The 18862-nt window shown below is 72.9% G+C and carries 20 protein-coding genes; 8 read left to right on the plus strand and 12 right to left on the minus strand.

The genetic code is table 11. The features are described 5' to 3' along the window. The first annotated feature begins 88 nt into the window (after positions 1 to 88). From ABZ215_RS38730 to ABZ215_RS38745, 4 genes are read left to right on the plus strand one after another with little or no spacing between them, the layout of a single operon-like run. A complete protein-coding gene (locus ABZ215_RS38730; protein ID WP_354955567.1) occupies positions 89 to 352 on the plus strand; it encodes a tetratricopeptide repeat protein in 264 nt (87 codons plus the stop codon). Next, entirely contained in the window at positions 349 to 1434 is a 1086-nt protein-coding gene (locus ABZ215_RS38735) for a hypothetical protein (protein WP_027936252.1), read from the plus strand. Before ABZ215_RS38730 ends, ABZ215_RS38735 begins: the two co-directional genes overlap by 4 nt. Further along, positions 1431 to 2690: an ABC transporter substrate-binding protein gene (locus ABZ215_RS38740; protein WP_354955569.1), complete on the plus strand. Its 1260-nt coding sequence runs from the start codon at positions 1431 to 1433 to the stop codon at positions 2688 to 2690. Before ABZ215_RS38735 ends, ABZ215_RS38740 begins: the two co-directional genes overlap by 4 nt. 13 nt (positions 2691 to 2703) lie before the next feature. Further along, positions 2704 to 3366: a YoaK family protein gene (locus ABZ215_RS38745; protein WP_237335676.1), complete on the plus strand. Its 663-nt coding sequence runs from the start codon at positions 2704 to 2706 to the stop codon at positions 3364 to 3366. Here ABZ215_RS38745 and ABZ215_RS38750 read toward each other — a convergent pair. Together ABZ215_RS38750 and ABZ215_RS38755 are read right to left on the minus strand one after the other, a co-directional pair. Then, on the minus strand, positions 3363 to 4544 hold the full coding sequence (locus ABZ215_RS38750) for a phosphodiester glycosidase family protein (RefSeq protein ID WP_354955571.1): 1182 nt from the start codon (positions 4542 to 4544) through the stop codon (positions 3363 to 3365). The genes ABZ215_RS38745 and ABZ215_RS38750 overlap by 4 nt on opposite strands. A 55-nt stretch (positions 4545 to 4599) precedes the next feature. Continuing rightward, positions 4600 to 5004: an SsgA family sporulation/cell division regulator gene (locus tag ABZ215_RS38755; RefSeq protein WP_020420693.1), complete on the minus strand. Its 405-nt coding sequence runs from the start codon at positions 5002 to 5004 to the stop codon at positions 4600 to 4602. Positions 5005 to 5134: 130 nt separating this feature from the next. On the opposite strand from ABZ215_RS38755, the gene ABZ215_RS38760 reads away from it, so the two are divergent. Together ABZ215_RS38760 and ABZ215_RS38765 are read left to right on the plus strand one after the other, a co-directional pair. Then, positions 5135 to 6910: a YibE/F family protein gene (locus ABZ215_RS38760; protein ID WP_354955573.1), complete on the plus strand. Its 1776-nt coding sequence runs from the start codon at positions 5135 to 5137 to the stop codon at positions 6908 to 6910. An 85-nt stretch (positions 6911 to 6995) separates the two neighbouring features. Further along, a complete protein-coding gene (locus ABZ215_RS38765) occupies positions 6996 to 7268 on the plus strand; it encodes a hypothetical protein (protein WP_020420695.1) in 273 nt (90 codons plus the stop codon). Here ABZ215_RS38765 and ABZ215_RS38770 read toward each other — a convergent pair. Both ABZ215_RS38770 and ABZ215_RS38775 read right to left on the minus strand, forming a co-directional pair. Beyond that, the gene (locus ABZ215_RS38770; RefSeq protein ID WP_237335674.1) at positions 7225 to 7878 is read right to left on the minus strand and encodes a hypothetical protein; all 654 of its coding nucleotides are present in this window, start codon (positions 7876 to 7878) and stop codon (positions 7225 to 7227) included. The genes ABZ215_RS38765 and ABZ215_RS38770 overlap by 44 nt on opposite strands. A gap of 11 nt (positions 7879 to 7889) precedes the next feature. Continuing rightward, complete coding sequence (locus ABZ215_RS38775) at positions 7890 to 8498, minus strand: MBL fold metallo-hydrolase (protein WP_354955575.1); 609 nt, start codon at positions 8496 to 8498, stop codon at positions 7890 to 7892. A gap of 145 nt (positions 8499 to 8643) precedes the next feature. Here ABZ215_RS38775 and ABZ215_RS38780 point away from each other — a divergent pair, with 145 nt between their 5' ends. After that, a complete protein-coding gene (locus ABZ215_RS38780; protein ID WP_020420698.1) occupies positions 8644 to 9492 on the plus strand; it encodes a peptidylprolyl isomerase in 849 nt (282 codons plus the stop codon). 52 nt (positions 9493 to 9544) lie between these two features. On the opposite strand, the gene ABZ215_RS38785 is transcribed toward ABZ215_RS38780, so the two are convergent. Then, positions 9545 to 10318, minus strand: a complete 774-nt coding sequence (locus ABZ215_RS38785; protein WP_354955577.1) for an enoyl-CoA hydratase-related protein — start codon at positions 10316 to 10318, stop codon at positions 9545 to 9547. A 117-nt stretch (positions 10319 to 10435) separates the two neighbouring features. On the opposite strand from ABZ215_RS38785, the gene ABZ215_RS38790 reads away from it, so the two are divergent. Continuing rightward, positions 10436 to 10681 carry a hypothetical protein gene (locus ABZ215_RS38790; RefSeq protein ID WP_354955578.1) on the plus strand — a complete coding sequence of 82 codons (246 nt, stop codon included), beginning with the start codon at positions 10436 to 10438 and terminating at the stop codon, positions 10679 to 10681. Between the two features lie 13 nt (positions 10682 to 10694). On the opposite strand, the gene ABZ215_RS38795 is transcribed toward ABZ215_RS38790, so the two are convergent. From ABZ215_RS38795 to ruvA, 7 genes are all read right to left on the minus strand, one after another. After that, positions 10695 to 13025 (minus strand): bifunctional (p)ppGpp synthetase/guanosine-3',5'-bis(diphosphate) 3'-pyrophosphohydrolase, encoded by a 2331-nt coding sequence (locus tag ABZ215_RS38795; protein WP_020420701.1) that lies wholly within the window; start codon positions 13023 to 13025, stop codon positions 10695 to 10697. 106 nt (positions 13026 to 13131) lie between these two features. Continuing rightward, positions 13132 to 13650: an adenine phosphoribosyltransferase gene (locus ABZ215_RS38800; RefSeq protein ID WP_354955580.1), complete on the minus strand. Its 519-nt coding sequence runs from the start codon at positions 13648 to 13650 to the stop codon at positions 13132 to 13134. 1 nt (position 13651) lies between these two features. Next, on the minus strand, positions 13652 to 14881 hold the full coding sequence (secF, locus tag ABZ215_RS38805) for a protein translocase subunit SecF (protein WP_354955582.1): 1230 nt from the start codon (positions 14879 to 14881) through the stop codon (positions 13652 to 13654). A gap of 1 nt (position 14882) precedes the next feature. After that, on the minus strand, positions 14883 to 16457 hold the full coding sequence (secD, locus tag ABZ215_RS38810; RefSeq protein WP_020420704.1) for a protein translocase subunit SecD: 1575 nt from the start codon (positions 16455 to 16457) through the stop codon (positions 14883 to 14885). A 140-nt stretch (positions 16458 to 16597) separates the two neighbouring features. Further along, positions 16598 to 16981, minus strand: coding sequence for a preprotein translocase subunit YajC (yajC, locus tag ABZ215_RS38815; RefSeq protein WP_354955584.1), 384 nt, complete (start codon positions 16979 to 16981; stop codon positions 16598 to 16600). Positions 16982 to 17078: 97 nt separating this feature from the next. After that, on the minus strand, positions 17079 to 18062 hold the full coding sequence (ruvB, locus tag ABZ215_RS38820; RefSeq protein ID WP_228685276.1) for a Holliday junction branch migration DNA helicase RuvB: 984 nt from the start codon (positions 18060 to 18062) through the stop codon (positions 17079 to 17081). Between the two features lie 87 nt (positions 18063 to 18149). Continuing rightward, positions 18150 to 18743: a Holliday junction branch migration protein RuvA gene (gene ruvA, locus ABZ215_RS38825; RefSeq protein ID WP_020420707.1), complete on the minus strand. Its 594-nt coding sequence runs from the start codon at positions 18741 to 18743 to the stop codon at positions 18150 to 18152. Between the last annotated feature and the right edge of the window lie 119 nt (positions 18744 to 18862).

Here is an 18862-nt window from a genome sequence, read left to right on the forward strand (position 1 = left end):
CGAGTCCGATGCGGACGGTCTCGTCGTCTCGCTCACCAAGCCGGGGGAGGACCGATGACGACCGAAGGCGTGACCGCGGCGGGACCGGGTGCACACCCTGACCCTGGACAGCGAGGAGTCGTGGCTGCGGCTGGCCACCGCCGTGCTGGAGAGCGCTTTCTCGTTCGTGCTCGACCACGGCGACGGGTCGCTGCCGCCGGGTCCGGTGCTCGGCGATCCGGTGTCGGAGAAGGGTTTGCGGGACCGGCTCGAACGGTCCTACCGGGATCTGTCGCGCCAGGCCCGCACCGCCGGCGAGCACGGCGTGCTGATCGACCGGGCCAACGCCGTGCGGGCGAGGTCCCTGTGGTGAGCACGACCCGGCGCACCCTGGTCCGGCTGCGGCTGGCGCTGCTGGTGACCACCGCGGCGGTGCTGGTCACCGGGTTCGCCACGGTGCGCGGCGTGCAGTCGGCGGCGGAGACCGTGCGGGACCGGACCGCGCAGGCGGTCGTCGAGGTCGCGGCGGCGAAGTCGGCGCTGATCCGCGCGGACCGGGCGGCCGTGCGCAGCTTCTCCTCCGGCGAGGTCCGCCTCGCCGGAGCGGGCACCGAGTACGCCACGCAGACCGCGCTGGCGAGCCAGAGCCTCACCCGCGCCGCCGAGCTGAACGAGGCCGGGGACGCGGGCAGCCAGATCCTGCGGCTGGTCGAGGGGCTGCTCGCCGCCTACCGGGCGGCGGTCGCGCAGGCCGACGCGCACTACCGGCAGGGCGGCGGCGAGGTCGTCGGCACGGCCGACCTGTGGGACGCCTCGTCGCAGCTGCTGCGCTCCCCCGACGGCGTGCTGAAACAACTCGACGACCTGCGGTCGGTGCAGGAGCAGGCGCTGGCGCGGCAGCTGACGACCGGCTGGCTGCACCCGGCCACGCCCGCGCTGTGGGCGGTGCCGGTCGCGTTGCTGCTCGCGCTGCTCTGCGTCACGCAGCTGTACCTGGGGAAGCGCTTCCAGCGGCTGCTGAACCCGCAGTTGCTGGCGGCGACGTTGCTGCTGCTCGGGTTGTGCGCCAGCATGATGTTCACGCTCGTCGCGGCGCATCGGCTGGCGACCGCGCAGGACCGGCTGACCGGTGTGCTGGCCGGGTGGGACCGGCGGATGGCGCTGACCGACGCCGACGGACAGGACAAGCTGATCCGGCTGGTCACCGCGCACTGCCGGGCCGGGGACTGCGGCCTGACGGTGGCCGCCGCCGGCCCGGCGCCGACGAGCGTGGCGGGGGCCATCCCGGACGAGGCGACCACCGCCGCGGGCACCCGGGACGTCAACGACCGGCTGGAGGCGGCCGCCGCGAGCAACCAGCTGCCGCTCGTGGTGCCCGCGGTGACGCTGGCGATCGCCGTGCTCGCCGGGTGGGGGCTGCACGCCCGGCTGGACGAATACCGGTTCCGCTCATGAGGGGCCTCGCCGGGGTGCTGCTTCTGGTCGCCGCGTGCCTGACCGGCTGCGGCGCCGGGGCGGGCACGCGCACGCTCACCGTGCTCGCGTCGTGGACCGGCGCCGAGGGCGCGGCGTTCGAGCAGGTGCTGGCCGGGTTCACCGCGCAGACCGGCATCCGGGTGCGCTACCAGGGCACTCGCGCGGTGTCGCAGGTGCTCGCCTCGGACGTGCAGAACGGCAACCCACCGGACATCGCGGTCGTGCCCAACCCGGGCGAGCTCGTCACCTACGTGCGCTCGCACAACCTGTACTCGCTGGACGACGTGCTCGGCGCGCCGCCCGCATCGATCTATGGTCCACAGTGGCTCCAGCTGCAGGTGGCCGGGCAGGCGCACCTGTACGGGATCGCGGTGAAGGTGGACCTGAAGAGCATCGTGTGGTTCAACCCGGCCCTGCACGGCCTGGCGCAGCCGTCCACTTGGGACGAGTTCGCAGCGGCGACCGGCGCGCGACCCTGGTGCCTCGGGCTGAGCGCGCCGCCGGTGTCCGGGTGGCCGGGCACCGACTGGGTCGAGGACGTGCTGCTGCACCAGGCCGGCCCGGACGTGTACCGGCAGTGGGGGGCCGGGCAGCTGGCGTGGACGGCGCCCGCGGTGCGGCGGGCGTGGCAGACGTGGGGCGCGATGATGGCGGGCACCGTCGGGGACAACCCGGGACGGGTGCTGCTGACCGACTTCGCCGACGCCGGCAAGGGAATGCTGGCGTCGCCGCAGAGCTGCGCGTACGAGCACAACGGGTCGTTCATGCTCGCGCGGTACCCGGACGCCGGGCGCGGCCTGGACTTCGTGGCCGTCCCGCCGGCCGGCCCGGACGTGGCGCCGGGGACCTACGAGGTGTCGGCCGACCTGGCGGGCATGTTCACCGACACGCCGGCGTCGCGGGCGCTGATCCGGTACCTCGCCTCCCCGGCGGCGCAGGAGATCTGGCCGCGGGTCAGCGGCGGGAGCGCGTTTTCCGCGACGCGCTCGGTGGACCTGCGCGTCTACGACGGCAACCCGGCGGCCCGCAAGGTCGCCGAGGCGCTCCGCTCGGGCGGTACGCTCTGCTTCGACGCGTCGGACCTGATGCCGGCGACCATGGCCAACGCCTTCTACCGGGCGGCGCTGGAGTACCTCGACGACCCCGGCAGGCTGGAGACGCTGCTGGAGCAGCTGGACCGCATCCGGCTGGGCGTGCCGCCGCAGGAGTGGCTGTCCGTCCCGTGTGGACGATGAGAGGGGAGGCGTGGTGCGCGGGCTGGTGAACCACGAACCGGTGCCGGTGGCGCTCGGGGCGCTGACCGTCCTCAGCGGCCTGATCGACGCGGTCAGCTTCCTGGCCCTGGGCAGGGTCTTCACCGCCAACATGACCGGCAACCTGGTGTTCCTCGGTTTCGCGGCGGCCGGGGAGCCCGGCTTCGACGTCGCGGCGGCGGTGACCGCGCTCGTCGCGTTCGTGGCCGGCGCCGCGGGCGCCGCGTGGCTGGCGTCCTCGATCGCCGCGCCACACCCGGCGTTCCTCGGCGCGCTCGCGGTAGAGGCGGCCCTGACCGCGGTCGCGGCGGCCGGGGCGTTCGCCGGTGCCCGCTACCTCGCCGCCGCCGCGCTGGCACTGGCGATGGGCGTCCGCAACGGCACGGTGAACCGCCTGGCGGTGCCGGACATGACGACCACCGTGGTCACCCGCACGCTGGCCGCGCTCGTCGGCGACCTCGCGGACCGTTCCGCCGGCCGCGGCGCCACCACCCGGCGCCTGGTGTCGGTGGCCGGCCTGGTCGCGGGTGCGGTGGCCGGGGCGTTCCTGGTCCGCCACCTCGGCGCCGGGTGGGTGCTCGTCGTCATCTGCGGGGCGCAGGTCCTCGTCGCCGCCGGGCACCACGCCCACGTGGTGCTGCGCCGCCGCGCCGGTTAACGGACGAACACGCCGATCCCGTTGGCGACCGCGCGTTCCGCGCCGTCCGAGGGCGTGTTGCGCACCGTCACCGGGGCGCCGCGACCGGCGGTCACCAGGGTCGTCGACCCGCCACCGTCGAGGTTCACCGCCTCGCTCGCGCCCAGCGACGCCAGCAGCGCCGCGACCTCGCCGACGCCCATCCCGGTGCTGGCGGCGCTGCGGCCGTCGACCGCGAGCAGGTACAGCGTCCGGCCGTCCGCGCTCGCCCCGGCCGCCGTGCGCGGCGCGAGCGAGGCGTCCAGCCCGGGCAGCGCGGCCCCGTCGTCCAGGATGGGGAACCCGCCGACCGCGAACTCGAACGGCGGAACGCCCCGCGCGACGAGCCGGTCGGTCACCAGCACCCGGTCGCCCACCCGGAGCCCGGCCAGCTCGGTCGCGCCACGCTCGCGGCCGAGCAGCACGACGCTGCCGGGTTCGATCGGCCCGGCGCCCGCGCCCGCGGACTCGGCGACCACGACCCCGTGCCGCACCACGACCTCCTCGACCTGTGACGTGCACGGCGCCGAGCGGCTGGTGTCGGTGCCGCAGGCCGCGCGGGCCCGGGACATCGAGCCCCACTCCGGGGTGTAGACGCCGATGCCGTCCACCGGCAGCGCGTACTGGTTGAGCCCTTCCAGGTCGAACTCGCCCGCCCGGGAGCGCAGCGTGCCCGCGAACTCCAGCCGCGCGGTGCGCAACCGGTGGTCGGCGCCGAAGCCGAACACGTCGCTGGTGGTGACGCCGGACGGCATCGCGGGACCGAACCGCTGCCCGTCCGGCACGGCGTACTTGAGGTCGTCGCCGTCGGCGATCTCCGGCCCGACCGAGGACCCGGTGGGCGTGATCCCGGCGTGGGTCTCGCTGATGTTGAAGAAGTCGCCGTTGATCCCGGCGACCGCGTGCTGCGCGGTGACCAGGGCGGAGACGGTGGCCCGCTCGGCGACCGACGCCGGGTGCAGCAGGTCGACGTCCACGCGCGGATCGGTCAGGTCGGCCGTGACGAGGTGCGCGACGACCGGTCCGTGCGCGGTGGACAGGGTCAGGGTCCGGTAGGCGACGCCGCGGGCGAGCGCGGTGTCGGCGGTCGCCGAGGGAGCGGTGACGAGGAGGAGCAGGAGGGCGGCCACCGCCGCCGTGGCGCGCGTGAGCAGGCTCATCCGCGGAGTCGATCACGGCGTGGTGAACGCCGCGGGCCGCCGCGGGGAACGGCTCTCAGACCTTGGTGATCTCCGCGATGAACCCGTCCACGTCGACCAGGGCGCCCTCCGCGCCGAGCGGCACGAGCGTGTGGGTGGAGGCGATGAAGCGGGCCGCGCCTTCGCGGCTGAACTCGACGATCGCGTACCCGTCCGGCGACTCCAGCTCCATCATCAGCTGGTCCGGGCCTGCCGTCACGTCGGGCCGGATCCGCACGTCGCCCTCGCCAGCCGGCCCGTTCAGGCCCTCGACGAGCAGGTCGCGCGCGAAGCACCACTCGACCCACCGGCCGCGGTCGGCGCGGAAGGACAGCGTGACGGCGTAGGGATCGGCGGTGGTGTAGCTCCACCGGGAGAAGACCGGGACGTCGTAGCCGTCCAGGCTGACGAACTGGTGTTCTTCGACCGTTTCGGCGTGCACGATGGGCCTCCTGTCCTCCTGCTGCTCTACGCCAGTAGGACGGAGCCACGCCGCCGTCGTTACGCGGTTTCGCGGAGGAATTTCACGACCCACCCGCTGGAGTGACACGGGCGGGCGGGACGATGGACCGGTGCAGCACGACGACGACCCCGCGGCGGAGACCGGTCCGATCCGCCGCGTCCCCGGGCCGCCTGCTGCCGACCCCCGCCGCGCACGCCGGACGCGCGGCTACACCGAACCCGGCGCCTCGGCCTGGCCCGCCGGGGATTCCCCGCGGACCGGCGGGCGTGCGGACGCGCAGCGTGGGCACGCCGCCGACCCGGCGAAAGCCGGCGAGCCGCAGGACGGTGCCGTCCCCTCCGCCCCGAGGGCACGCCGCCCGGCGCACCGTCAGCAGCCCGCCGCGACGAGCGGCGGGGACCCCGACGGCACCACTCGCCGGTCCCGGCGCCTGGCCGCCGAGGCGGCCGCCCGCCGCGGGGCACGTCGCACCAGTGAAACGGCCCGCCAAGCCGATCCTCCCGAAGAGCGATCCGCCCGCGCAGCGCACCGCGCCCGGAGCGCGGACGGGCACCACCCCACCGCCGAACCGGCACCAGACCACGCCGAACGCCCCCGCACCGGCGTGGCCGACGGCACCGCGGCCCCCACCCGCCGCCGCGCCGCTGCGCCGCCCGCCACTCCACCCACCGGGCACGGCCACGGGCACGGTCACTCCCCCGCACCCCCGGCCTCCCGGCGCGTCAAGCTCCTCCTCATCTGGCTGCTCGCCCCCATCGCGGCCCTCACTGTCGCCGGGCTGCTGCTGCTCTACCCCTGGGGCCAGGAAAAGCCCGCCTCGGCGATCTCCCAGGGCACCCCGGTCCACGGCACCATCACCACCGCCACCTCCGGCCCGTGCCTGGCCGCCGGTCAGGTGCAGGTCGGCGACCAGCCGGACGCCAAGCCCTGCCTCACCGCCACCATCGCCCTCACCGACGGCCCTGGCAGCGGCCGCAGCGTCGAGCTGACCGTGCCCATCGAGCCGAGCACGCCGCGCTTCACCGCCGGCGACGACGTCGTGCTGGCCTACAACGGCGCGGACGCCGCCGACCCCTCCTCCTACCAGCTCGTCGACTTCCAGCGCGGCGTCCCGCTCGCGGTGCTCGCCGCGTTGTTCGCGGTCGCCGTGGTCGTCCTCGGGCGCTGGCACGGCGTGGCCGCCCTCGGCGCGCTGGTCCTCAGCTTCGTCGTGCTCGTGGCGTTCGTGCTGCCCGCGATCCTCGCCGGGGAGAACCCGCTGCTGGTCGCGATCGTGGGCGCCGGGCTGATCATGTTCATCGCCCTGTACCTGACCCACGGCCTGTCCGCCCGCACGTCGGTCGCGGTGCTGGGCACGCTGGTGAGCCTCGCGCTGATCGGCGCGCTGTCGGCGATCTTCTCCGCGGCCGCGTCGCTGACCGGCCTGGACGACAGCACCTCGACGCTCATCGCCGCCCTCGGTCACGGCATCGACGCGCGCGGCCTGCTGCTGGCCGGCATCGTCATCGGCGCGCTCGGCGTGCTCGACGACGTCACCGTCACCCAGACCAGCGCCGTGTGGGAGCTGCGCCGCGCCAACCCGTCGCTGAGCTGGCGCGAGCTGTACTCCGCTGGGCTGCGCATCGGCCGCGACCACGTCGGCTCCGCGGTGAACACGCTGGTGATGGCGTACGCGGGCGCCGCGCTGCCAGTGATGCTGTACTCGTCGATCTCCGGCGTCGGGCTCGGCGCGATCCTCGGCTCGCAGGACATCGCGCAGGAGATCGTCCGGACGCTGGCGGGCAGCGTCGGCATCGTCGCGGCGGTGCCGGTCACCACCGTCCTCGCCGCGCTGATCGCCAGCCGCGAGCCCACCAGTCACATCAGCCACACCAGCGACCACTAGCCACAGCCCGGCACCCCGCCCTGGTCACGACCCCCGCGATGGGGTACGAAGGCCGGGCACAGTTCCCGTCCGGCGGGGAGGGGTCATGGTCGTTCACGCACTGCCGCGGCGCCTGACGAAAGCCGTGGCCCGCACGGTCACGAGCCTGCCGCGGATCGCCACCGCTCTCACCGAACTGCGCGACGCGGCCAAGCACCTGGAGCGGCTCGCCACCTTCGCGGCGGAGGAGCTGCCGGAGATCGTCTACCAGCTGGAAGGCATCCGCGAGCAGCTGTCCCGGATCGAGGACCGGCTCGGCGGCCGCAACGGCGAGATCACCCCAGCTGCGCGACGAACCGGCTCACGGCCTCCATCGTGAACCGCTGGGCGATCTTGCCCGACGGCGCCGCGGACGCCAGCTGGTAGAGCGGCCGGTCCGGCACGCCCGCGCCCCGCGCTTCGGCACGCAGCTGCGCGACCAGCAGCTCGGAAAACACCAGCCCGTTGGCCTCGATGTTGTTCGCCACCGCGTCGGCCAGCCGCCGCAGCGTGAGGATGGGCAGCTCGCGCCCGCCGGTGCCGGCGTAGACGGCCAGGTCGATCTTGACGACCTGGCCGCGCTGCCCGGAGTTGAACAGCAGGCTGACCGTGCGCGCGCCGCGCACGTCGGTCACCAGCAGGTCGATGCGCCGCGCCTGCGCCAGGTCCACCCGGCGGGTGCGCCACGTGCGCACCAGTACCGCCGTGCCCTCCAGCCACAGCTTGCGCCGCACGTTCCACAGCACCACGTACAGCAGCGGCAGCCCGACGATCGCCGCGGCGACCAGTCCGGCGACCTGCCCGCCGATCAGTCCCGCGATCCCGCCGAACGCGGCGGCCATGATCAGCACGCCAGCCAGGCCGGAGATCAGCCTGCGGCGCGTCAGCCCCGGGTCCTCCTGGTGCAGCGGCAGCCGCTGCGGTTCCACCGGCTTCTTCGGCTCGGTCACTTCTCCCCCCATCACCGCACCGGGACGACGCTGCGCGCCCCGCTCAGGAACGGATTGCCGGCCCGTTCGCGGCCGATCGTCGTGGCCGGGCCGTGCCCGGGCAGCACCACCGTGTCGTCGGGCAGCGGCAGCAGCGCGTCGCGCAGGGACTCCCCCAGCCGCCGCTGGTCGCCGCGGCCGACCGAGCCGGCGAAGAGCGTGTCGCCGGTCAGAGCGAGCCGGCCGCCCTCCGGTGTGGTCACGCGGAACACCACCGAGCCGTCGGTGTGGCCGGGCACGAGGTCGACATCGATCGCCAGGCCGGCCAGCTCCAGCGGCGCGCCGGTGAGGTCGCGGACATCCGCGGGCTGGTCGCCGTCGTGCAGGCCGCGGTCGGCGGGGTGGATCCACATCGGAACGTCGTGGGCCGCGGTGAGCGCCGCCGCGCCTCCGACATGGTCGGAGTGGCCGTGGGTGGCGAGCACGGCCGCCGGGGTGAGGCGGTGCTCGGCGAGGGCCTCGGCGACGCGGGCCGCGGAGTCCTCACCCGGGTCGACCACCACGCAGGGGGTGTCCGGGCCGGGCGCGAGCAGGTAGCAGTTGGCCCGCAGCGCGCCTGCCGGAAACCCGACGACGAGCACGAAAATCCACCTCCGCGTCGACCCGTCCACCCGTGCCCGGGATGCCCGGCACCCACCCTAACCGGGGCTGTACAGGGTCCTCACAGGCTGTGCCCATAGACTGCCGCCACCCGATCGGTGACGTCGAGTGGATTCTGGAGGGCAGGTGGCGACCAACCAGCAGCGCCGTGAGGCCGCGAAGCGCAAGCTCGAGCGGCAGATGGCCCGCCGGGCGGAGCAGGCGAAACGCCGGAAGATCGTCGGCGTCGGCGCGACCGTCGGCGCGGTGGTGGTGGTCGCCGGTCTGGTGGTGTTCTTCGCTACCCGCGGCGGCGACGGCGGCGACGCGGCGGCCTCCCCGACGACCTCGCCCTCGTCCGAGCTGAACATCCCGACGCAGCGCGCCGCGGTGCCGCAGCGGCCGACGCCGCTCGCGAACCCCGTGCAGTGCGAGTACCCGGCCACGCCGAGCGAGCCCGCCGCGAAGCCGAACAACCCGCCGCAGACCAAGGACATCCCGTCGACCGGGACGGTGAACGTCACGCTGAAGACCACCGCCGGTGACATCCCGCTGACGCTGGACCGCGCGCTCGCGCCGTGCACCGTGAACAGCTTCCTGAGCCTGGCGCAGCAGGGGTACTACACCGACACCTCGTGCGCGCGGCTGGGCACCGACGCGAGCCTGATGATGTTGCAGTGCGGTGACCCGACCGGCACCGGCAGTGGCGGTCCGGGCTACTCGTTCGCCGACGAGACGTTCCCCGAGCTGACCTACGGCCGCGGCCTGCTGGCGATGGCCAACGCCGGCCCGAACACCAACGGCAGCCAGTTCTTCATGGTGTACGGCCCGGCGGAGCTGAGCCCGGACTACACGGTGTTCGGGTCGATCGGCGACGCCGGCCTGGAGGTGCTCGACAAGGTGGCGCGCGCGGGCCACGACGGCAGCTTCGACCCGAGCCCGGGTGGCGGCAAGCCGAACATGGAGGTCAAGTTCACCGCGGTGACGATCGGCTGAGTTCGGTCGCCGAAGCGGCCTCCGTCCTGTTCGGACGGAGGCCGCTGTGCTGTCAGGAGGCGGTGAACTTCGGCGGGCGGCGGTCGAGGAAGGCGGCCACGCCCTCGGCGTAGTCCTCGCCGTGGATGGCGGCCGAGCGGATGTCCTCGACCTCGCTGTCGCTTTCGGACTGTCCGTCGAGGATCTTGCCGATGATCCGGTTCATGCCGCGGACCGAGGTCTGCGAGCGGGAGCAGAGGGTGGCCGCGAAGTCGGATACGCCGGCGTCGAGGTCGGTGAACACGTCGTTGAGGAGGCCGATCTCCCGGGCGCGGGCGGCGTCGATGAGCTGGCCGGAGAGCAGGAAGTACCGCGCGTGGGCGGGCCCGATGAGGGACACCAGCTGGCGGGTGGAGCGGAAGTCGTAGACGATGCCGAGTTTCGCGGGGGTGATCCCGAAGCGCGCGGTGGCGTCGGCGAAGCGGAAGTCGCAGGCGACGGAGATCTGGCAGCCGCCGCCGATGCAGTTGCCGCGGATCTTCGCCACGGTCGGCTTGGTCATCCCGGCCAACGCGGTGACCGCGCCCTCGACGACCCGGTCGTAGGCGGCGGCGCCGTCGGCGGTGGAGCGCAGGCTGCCGAACTCGGAGATGTCCGCCCCAGCGGAGAAGTCCGGCCCGGCGCCGGTCAGGACGAGCACCTTGAGCCGCGGATCCCCCTCCACGTCCGCGACGATGTCCGGGATGGCCGCCCACATGTCGTGGGAAATCGCGTTCTTCTTCTCCGGCCGCGCGAAGGTGAGGGTGGCCACTTCCCCGTCGCGCGCGAACTCCAGCCCAGCTGCCATGGACCGACCCTAGAGGGCACGCCGGGGCGAGCGCCGTGAGCCACACCACCGCGACCGGCGATGAGTCTCACCCCGCGGGCGCAGTCCGCGGGACGTCGCAAACAATGTTCAACCGCTATGAGAGCCGCCTCCCGATCCGAGATCGGGGTAGCCAGGACCTGCACGCACAACGGCGCAGTCTCGAGCGCGTCCACCCACGGCGGCGCGGGCGGCCGCGCCATCCACAGTGGAGCCCGCGTAGTCGCCACCAGCCACCTCATCGAGTCGGCGCAACCCACCGAGCGCAAGCTGCGGCGGCTGCGCGTTCCCTGGGCCACCGAGGAGGAAGCGTCGACGCTCGGTTTCGTCCTCACCCTCGGCTGAGCGCCCGGGCCGGCTAGGACGCCGACGTCACGCGGTACACGTCGTAGACGCCTTCCACTCCGCGCACCACCTTGAGCACGTGCCCGAGGTGCTTGGGGTCGCCCATCTCGAACGTGAACCGGCTGACGGCCACCCGGTCGCGTGACGTCTGCACCGACGCGGACAGGATGTTCACCTTCTCGTCGGCCAGCACCTTCGTCACGTCGGACAGCAGCCGGTGCCGGTCCAGCGCCTCGACCTGGATGGACACCAGGAAGACCGAGTTCGCGGACGGCGCCCACTCCACCTCGACCAGCCGCTCGGGCTGGGCGCGCAGGTCCTCGGCGTTCGTGCAGTCCGTGCGGTGCACGCTGACGCCACCACCGCGGGTGACGAAACCCAGGATCTCGTCGCCGGGCACCGGGGTGCAGCAGCGCGCCAGCTTGGTCCACACGTCGGTGGCGTCCTTGACCACGACACCCACGTCGTTGGCCGCGCGGCGCCGCGTGACCGTGGACGGCGTCGACCGGGCCGCGAGCTCGTCCTCGGCCTCCTCGACGCCACCGATCAGCGCCACCAGCCGCTGCACGACGTGCTTCGCGCTGACGTGGCCCTCGCCGACCGCCGCGTACAGCGAGCTGATGTCCGGGTGGTGCAGCTCGGCCGCCAGCGCGCCCATCGCCTCCGCGGACACCAGGCGCTGCAACGGGAGGCCGACCTTGCGGACCTCCTTGGTGATCGCGTCCTTACCGGCGTCGATCGCCTCGTCGCGGCGTTCCTTGGCGAACCACTGGCGGATCTTGGCGCGCGCCTTGGGCGACTTGGCGAACGTCAGCCAGTCGCGGCTCGGCCCGGAGTTCTCCGCCTTCGAGGTGAAGATCTCGACGACGTCGCCGTTCTCCAGCTTGCGTTCCAGCGCCACGAGACGACCGTTGACGCGCGCGCCGATGCACCGGTGCCCGACCTCGGTGTGCACCGCGTAGGCGAAGTCGACCGGCGTGCCGCCGACGGGCAGCGTCACCACGTCGCCCTTGGGCGTGAACACGAAGATCTCGCGGGCGGCGAGCTCGTAGCGCAGCGAGTCGAGGAACTCGCCCGGGTCCGCGGCTTCTCGCTGCCAGTCGAGCAGCTGCCGCATCCACGCCATCTCGTCGATGTCGACGGCGGTGCCGTGGTGGGTGCCCTTGGTTTCCTTGTACCGCCAGTGCGCCGCGATGCCGTACTCGGCCGTGTGGTGCATCTCGTAGGTGCGGATCTGCACCTCGAGCGGCTTGCCGTCGGGGCCGATCACCGTGGTGTGCAGCGACTGGTACACGCCGAACCGAGGCTGGGCGATGTAGTCCTTGAACCGGCCCGGCATCGGCTGCCACAGCGCGTGCACTACACCCATGGCCGCGTAGCAGTCGCGCACGTCCTCGACCAGGATGCGCACGCCCACCAGGTCGTGGATGTCGTCGAGGTCCCGGCCGCGGACGATCATCTTCTGGTGGATCGAGTAGTAGTGCTTGGGCCGCCCCTCGACCTTCGCGGTGATGCGGGAGCCGCCGAGCGCACCGGTCAGCTCGTCGATCACCTTGCGCAGGTAGATGTCCCGCGACGGGGCCCGGTCGGCGACCAGGCGGACGATCTCGTCGTACTTCTTGGGCTGCAGGATCGCGAACGCGAGGTCCTCCAGCTCCCACTTGACCGTGGCCATGCCCAGCCGGTGCGCCAGCGGGGCCAGCACCTCCAGGGTCTCCTTGGCCTTGCGCACCTGCTTCTCCGGCGGCAGGAACCGCATGGTGCGCATGTTGTGCAGCCGGTCGGCGAGCTTGATCACCAGCACGCGCGGGTCGCGGGCCATCGCGATGACCATCTTGCGGATGGTCTCGGCCTCGGCCGCCGTGCCGAGCTTCACCTTGTCCAGCTTGGTGACGCCGTCGACGAGCTGGGCGACCTTGTCACCGAAGTCGGCGGTCAGCTGCTCCACCGAGTAGCCGGTGTCCTCGACCGTGTCGTGCAGCAGGGCGGCGACCAGCGTGGTGGTGTCCATGCCCAGCTCGGCGAGAATGGTCGCCACCGCGAGCGGGTGCGTGATGTACGGGTCGCCGGACTTGCGCCGCTGGTGGCGGTGCAGTTCCTCGGCGACGTCGTAGGCGCGCTGCAGGAGGCTCAGGTCGGCGTTCGGGTGCAGGTCGCGGTGGATCGCGGCGAGCGGCTCCAGCACCTGCTTGACCGGCGCGGCGCGCTGGGCGGTGATCCGCCGCGCGAGCCGGGCGCGGACGCGCCGCGTGGCGGACGGTGCCCTGGTGACGCCCTGCGGCTGCGTGCCGCGGTTGTCGGCGGTCTCCCGGGCGGGCGCCGGGCTTTCGAGCTCCTGGCTCAAGCCCACCTCCTGCTGATCGCGCGGCCTTCAGAGCACCAAGCGTAACCCCGGCGGGCCACCTCGTTGTTCCCAGCCGCGCCGACCGCCCCGCTGACGCGCCGAACGGTCAGGTGACCAGGAGCGAGCTGACCTTCCGGCCGCTCAGCGCCGACCGCCCGTCGAGGGCGGCCAGCTCCATCACCACGGACACGCCGGTGACCGTCGCGCCCGCCTTCTCCAGCAGCTCACAGGCCGCGGCGACGGTGCCGCCGGTGGCGAGCACGTCGTCGACCACCACGGCCCGCTGCCCGGGCCGCACCACCCCGGACGGCAGTTCCAGGGTCGCCGAGCCGTACTCCAGGGCGTAGTCCACCCGGCCGGCCACGCTGGGCAGCTTGCCGGGCTTGCGCACCAGGACCACACCCATGCCGCGGACGTAGCCGACGGCCGCGGCGAGCAGGAACCCGCGCGCCTCGACCGCGGCCAGCACATCGGTGCCCGGATCGACCGTCGCCGCCAGCGCGTCGATCACCGCCGCGAACCCGTCCGCGTCGGCGAACAGCGGCGACAGGTCCCGGAACAGCACACCGGGCTCCGGGAAGTCCGGCACCTCGGCGATCAGGCCGAGCGCACGCTCCAGGTCCACGTCAGCGCTTCCGCTTGCCCGACGGCCGCCCACGCCGCGGCTGCGACTTTGGCGTGCGGGCCGGGACGCTCGCGGCCGCCGCGTACGCCTTCTCCTTGCGCAGCTCGGCGTCCAGCGCCTCGTCGTCGCTCGCGTCGAAGTCGGCCTCGCGCTCGGCGGCCTTGCGGGCCTGGTTGGCGCGGCGCGCGCGGACCCGCTCGGCCTGCTGCTTGTACTTCGGGTCGCGCATCTTGAAGTCGACCAGCAGCGGGGTCGCCAGGAACAGCGACGACAGCACGCCGGCGAGCATGCCGCTCAGCTGCACCAGCGCGAGGTCCTGCAGCGTGCCGGACCCGAGCAGGATGTAGCCGACGACCAGCAGGCCCAGCACCGGCAGCAGCGCGATGACCGAGGTGTTGATCGAGCGCATCAGCGTCTGGTTCAGCGCCAGGTTCGCGGTCTCGGCGTAGGTGCGGCGGGTCAGACCGAGGATGCCGCGGGTGTTCTCCTTGACCTTGTCGAACACCACCACGGTGTCGTAGAGGGAGAACCCGAGGATGGTCAGCAGGCCGATCACCGTCGCCGGCGTGACCTCGAACCCGACGAGCGAGTAGACGCCCGCGGTGACCAGGATGTCGTGCACCAGCGCGATGAGCGCGGTGACCGCCATCCAGCGTTCGAAGTAGACCGCGAGGAACACGGTCACCAGGACCATGAACACGGCGAGCGCGATCAGCGCCTGCTGGGAGATCTCCTGGCCCCAGGACGCGCTGACCGCGCTGTCGCTGATGGCCTGCACGCTCGGCTGGCCGTTGCCGCCGATCGGCTTGAGCTGGTCGAACAGGGTCTGCTTGACCTTGGCGACCTGGTCGGCGTCGAGGGTGTCCGATCGCAGCTCGACGGTCGCCGCGTCGCCCACACCGACCGTCTGCGCCGAGTCGGCCTGCTCGCCGAGCGCGTCGGCGAACGCCTGCTTGGCCGCGTCGGCGGTGATCGGGCCGTTCGCGCCGCGCGCGGGCATCTGGATCTGGGTGCCGCCCTCGAACTCGATGCCGAGGTTGAAGCCCTTGATGCCGATCGAGGCGATGCACACCAGCACCAGGACCGCGAAGAAGATGTACCAGCGCTTGCGCTTGCCGACGATGTCGAAGGCGCCGGTGCCGACGTAGAGGCGGTGGAAGACGCTCTCCCGGCCGGCCTTCTTCGTGGCCGGCGCGGCGTCCGTGCTCTCGGTGTTCAGCTCGTCTGCCACGTCAGGACTCCTTCGCGCCCGCGCCGGCGGGCACCTTGCGCGCGGACCGGCGCTCCGCGGCCAGCGTCTGCACGCCGCCGAGGCCGGTGAGCTTCGGCTGGGACAGGAACTTCGACTTCGACGCCAGCGCGACCAGCGGGTGCGTCACGAGGAACACCACGATCAGGTCGAGCACGGTCGACATGCCGAGGGTGAACGCGAAGCCCTGCACGTCGCCGACCGCGATGGCGTAGAGCACCGCGGAGGCCAGGAACATGACCGCGTCCGAAGCGAGGATCGTGCGGCGGGCGCGCACCCAGCCGCGCGGCACCGCCGAGCGGAAGCTGCGCCCGCCCTCGCGGATCTCGTCCTTGAGCCGTTCGAAGAACACCACGAACGAGTCCGCGGTGACACCGATGGCGATGATGAACCCGGCGACGCCCGCCAGGTCGAGCGTGAAGTTGATCCACCGCCCGAGCAGGACCAGCACCGCGTAGACGATCAGGCCGGACAGCGCCAGCGAGACGACCGTGAGCACCCCGAGCAGGCGGTAGTAGACCAGGCAGTAGACGAACACCAGCGCCAGGCCGATGCCGCCGGCGATCAGGCCCGCCTTGAGCGAGGCCAGGCCGAGCGTGGCCGACACGGTGGTGGCGTCGGACGAGGTGAACGACAGCGGCAGCGAGCCGTACTTCAGGACGTCGGCGAGGTCCTTGGTCTGCGCCTGCGTGAAGTTGCCGCTGATCTGGGTGTTGCCGTCGAGGATCGCGCTCTGGATGGTCGGCGCGGACACGACCTGCGTGTCGAGCACGAACGCGGCGCGCTGGCCGATGTTGGCCGTGGTGAAGTCGGCCCAGACCTGGCGGCCCTCGGACTTGAAGGTGAGGTCCACGGTCCACTGCGGCTTGTTCTGCGCCGGCGACGAGGACACCGCGTTGTCGATCTCGGTGCCCTTCAGGAACACCGGGCCGAGCAGGTACTTCTCGGTGCCGGTCTGGTCGCAGGTGAGCAGCGGCAGGTTCGGGTCGTCGTTGCCGCGCAGCGGGTCCTGCGTGGAGCAGGTGAACGCGGTCAGCGCGGCGGACGCGTTCGGCCCGGCGGCGAGCGAGTCGCCGGTGCCGGTGACCAGATCGGCGGCCTGGCGGGTGGCCTTGGCCTGCTGGATCGCGGCCGGGTCGTCGCCCTGCCCCGGCGGCGGCGCGACCGGCGGGGTGGTCACGGTCTGCGCGTCGATCACCTTGCGGAAGCCGAGCTGGGCGGTCTGGCCGAGCTTCTTGGCCTGGTCGCCCTGCTCACCGGGGACGGTGATCACGATGTTGTCACCGTCGAGGACCACCTCGGTGCCGCTGACGCCGATCCCGTTCACGCGGGTCTCGATGATCTGGCGCGCCTGATTGAGCGACTCGCGCGAGGGCGCGGAGCCGTCCGGGGTGCGCGCGCTCAGCGTCACCCGGGTGCCGCCCTGCAGGTCGATGCCCAGCTTCGGCGTGGGCTTCCCGCCGCCGGTGAAGAACACCAGGGCGTAGAGCACGACCACGATCAGGACGAAGAAGCCGAGATAGCGTCCCGGGCGGATCCGCCCGGCCGGTGGTGCCACGGTGGTCGTTCTCCTCGACGGTCAGCTACACGGGGTTCGTGCCGCCTACGCGGCGGTACGCAGACACTACTCGCCGCGTTGTGAACGCGGCGTTGACCCCGGCGTCACCACCGGACGCCGGGGTTGGGCCCTTCGTCGGGCTACTTCTTCTCGCTCTCCAGCGAGGGAGCAGCGGCCTTCTCGTCGGTCTTGGGCGCCTCGGCGGTCTCCACCGTCTCGACCACGGCTTCGTCGTCGTCGGTCTCGACCTCGTCGGCCACCTCGGGCGCGACCTTCTCGCGCACCGCCTGGCGCAGCCACGTCGTCACGACGCCGGGCGCGATCTCGATGTCGATCGTGGTGTCGCTGCTGGTGTCCGCCACCGTGCCGTACAGGCCGGAGGTGGTCATCACCCGGTCGCCCTCGGACAGGCTGCTCTGCAGCTTCTGCTGCTCCTGCACGGCACGCTTCTGCTTCCGGGTGCCCATCACCAGCGGGATCGCCACGACGAGCATGAGCAGCAACGGCAGGAAAAGCTGTTCCATGATTCTCCATTCGGTGCGCGGCGCCCGGCCGCTCACCAATTTGTCCGGATGTGCTCTTTCGAGTGTGCCAGGCACCACTGACCAGGCCAGCACCCGGTTAGTCGAACAGGGTAGGCCCTGCCTGGTCCGGACGGGGCGGCGGGCGCAAACCCAGGTGCTCCCAGGCACTCGCCGTCGCCACCCGGCCACGCGGGGTGCGCGCGAGCATACCCGCGCGCACCAGGTAGGGCTCGCAGACTTCCTCGACCGTCGTCGGTTCCTCGCCCACCGCCACGGCGAGCGTGGACACCCCGACCGGGCCGCCGCCGAAGGAGTGCACCAGCGCCGACAGCACGGCGCGGTCCAGCCGGTCCAGGCCGAGCTCGTCGACGTCGTAGACCGCCAGCGCAGCGCGGGCGACGGCGAGGGTGACCTTGCCGTCCTCGCGGACCTCGGCGTAGTCGCGGACGCGGCGCAGCAGCCGGTTGGCGATCCGGGGCGTGCCCCGCGAGCGGCGGGCGATCTCCGCGCTGCCCTCGGCGTCGATCTCGATGTCCAGGATCTTCGCCGAGCGGCGGACCACCTGGTCGAGCTCGTGGTCGGCGTAGAACTCCATCTGGCCGGTGAAACCGAACCGGTCGCGCAGCGGGCCGGTCAGCGCGCCGGAGCGGGTGGTGGCTCCGACCAGGGTGAACGGCGCGATCTCCAGCGGGATGCTGGTGGCGCCCGGGCCCTTGCCGACGACCACGTCGACGCGGAAGTCCTCCATCGCCAGGTAGAGCATCTCCTCGGCGGGGCGGGCGATCCGGTGGATCTCGTCGATGAACAGCACGTCGCCCTCGGCGAGGTTGGACAGCATCGCGGCGAGGTCGCCGGCGCGTTCCAGCGCCGGGCCGGAGGTGATGCGGATCGAGGCGTCCAGCTCGGCCGCGACGATCATCGCCAGGCTCGTCTTGCCGAGGCCGGGCGGGCCGGACAGCAGGACGTGATCCGGCGGCACGCCGCGCCGCCGGGCGCTCTCCAGCACCAGTTCCAGCTGCTCGCGCACGCGGGGCTGGCCGATGAACTCGCTCAGCCTGCTGGGGCGCAGCGTCGTCTCCATCTCGCGCTCGCCCAGCTGGGGCAGCGCGGAGAGGGTCTCGTCCGCCGGGTGCTCGGTCACCTCTTCATCGTGCACGCGTCAGCAGCCTCACTTGCGCCCGAGGGTGCTCAGCGCGGCGCGCAGCACGGCCGGGGTGGTGTCGGCCTCGCCCGCGGCCAGCACCTTCTCCACGGCCTGCTCGGCCTGCTTGGCGGGGAAGCCGAGGCCGGTGAGCGCCTCGACGACCTCGGCGCGCACCGCGCCCGCCGCCGGGGCCGCGGTGGTCTCGGCGGTCCCGCCGGCCGCGGTGACCTTGTCCCGCAGTTCCAGGGTGAGCCGCTCGGCGCCCTTGCGGCCGATGCCCGGCACCTGGGTGAGCACGGTGATGTTGCCTTCGGCGAGCGCGGTCCGCAGCTTGTCCGGGTCGAGCACGGCCAGCGCGGCCAGCGCCAGGCGCGGCCCGATGCCGGACACGGTCTGCAGCAGCCCGAACAGCTCGCGGGCCTCGGCGTCGGCGAAGCCGAACAGCGTCAGCGAGTCCTCGCGCACGACGAGCGACGTGTAGAGGCGGACCTCTTCGCCCCGCCGCAGCGTGGCCAGCGTCGACGGCGTGGCCTGCACCGCGAGGCCGACCCCGCCGACCTCCACCACGACGTGGTCGAGCCCGACCGAGAGCACCTCGCCCCGGACCGAGGAGATCATCCCCGCACTCCCTTCCCTGGTGTCCGCGTGTTCGCCCGGCGGGGAACCACCGCCGGCACGGCGCCCGCCGACTTCGCCGCCGCGGCGAGCCGGGCCTTGTGCGCGCGGGCGAGTTCGGC

The organism is Amycolatopsis sp. NPDC006131 (assembly GCF_040614175.1).
Taxonomy (GTDB): domain Bacteria; phylum Actinomycetota; class Actinomycetes; order Mycobacteriales; family Pseudonocardiaceae; genus Amycolatopsis_E; species Amycolatopsis_E tucumanensis.

Bases quoted from the DNA above. Each gene is read 5' to 3' on its own strand.
- ABZ215_RS38765 (WP_020420695.1), top strand. From the start codon at position 6,996: ATGGTCGTTCACGCACTGCCGCGGCGCCTGACGAAAGCCGTGGCCCGC.
- yajC (WP_354955584.1), bottom strand. From the start codon at position 16,981: ATGGAACAGCTTTTCCTGCCGTTGCTGCTCATGCTCGTCGTGGCGATC.
- ruvB (WP_228685276.1), bottom strand. From the start codon at position 18,062: ATGGAGACGACGCTGCGCCCCAGCAGGCTGAGCGAGTTCATCGGCCAG.
- ABZ215_RS38740 (WP_354955569.1), top strand. From the start codon at position 1,431: ATGAGGGGCCTCGCCGGGGTGCTGCTTCTGGTCGCCGCGTGCCTGACC.
- ABZ215_RS38790 (WP_354955578.1), top strand. From the start codon at position 10,436: ATGAGAGCCGCCTCCCGATCCGAGATCGGGGTAGCCAGGACCTGCACG.
- ABZ215_RS38750 (WP_354955571.1), bottom strand. From the start codon at position 4,544: ATGAGCCTGCTCACGCGCGCCACGGCGGCGGTGGCCGCCCTCCTGCTC.
- ABZ215_RS38785 (WP_354955577.1), bottom strand. From the start codon at position 10,318: ATGGCAGCTGGGCTGGAGTTCGCGCGCGACGGGGAAGTGGCCACCCTC.
- ruvA (WP_020420707.1), bottom strand. From the start codon at position 18,743: ATGATCTCCTCGGTCCGGGGCGAGGTGCTCTCGGTCGGGCTCGACCAC.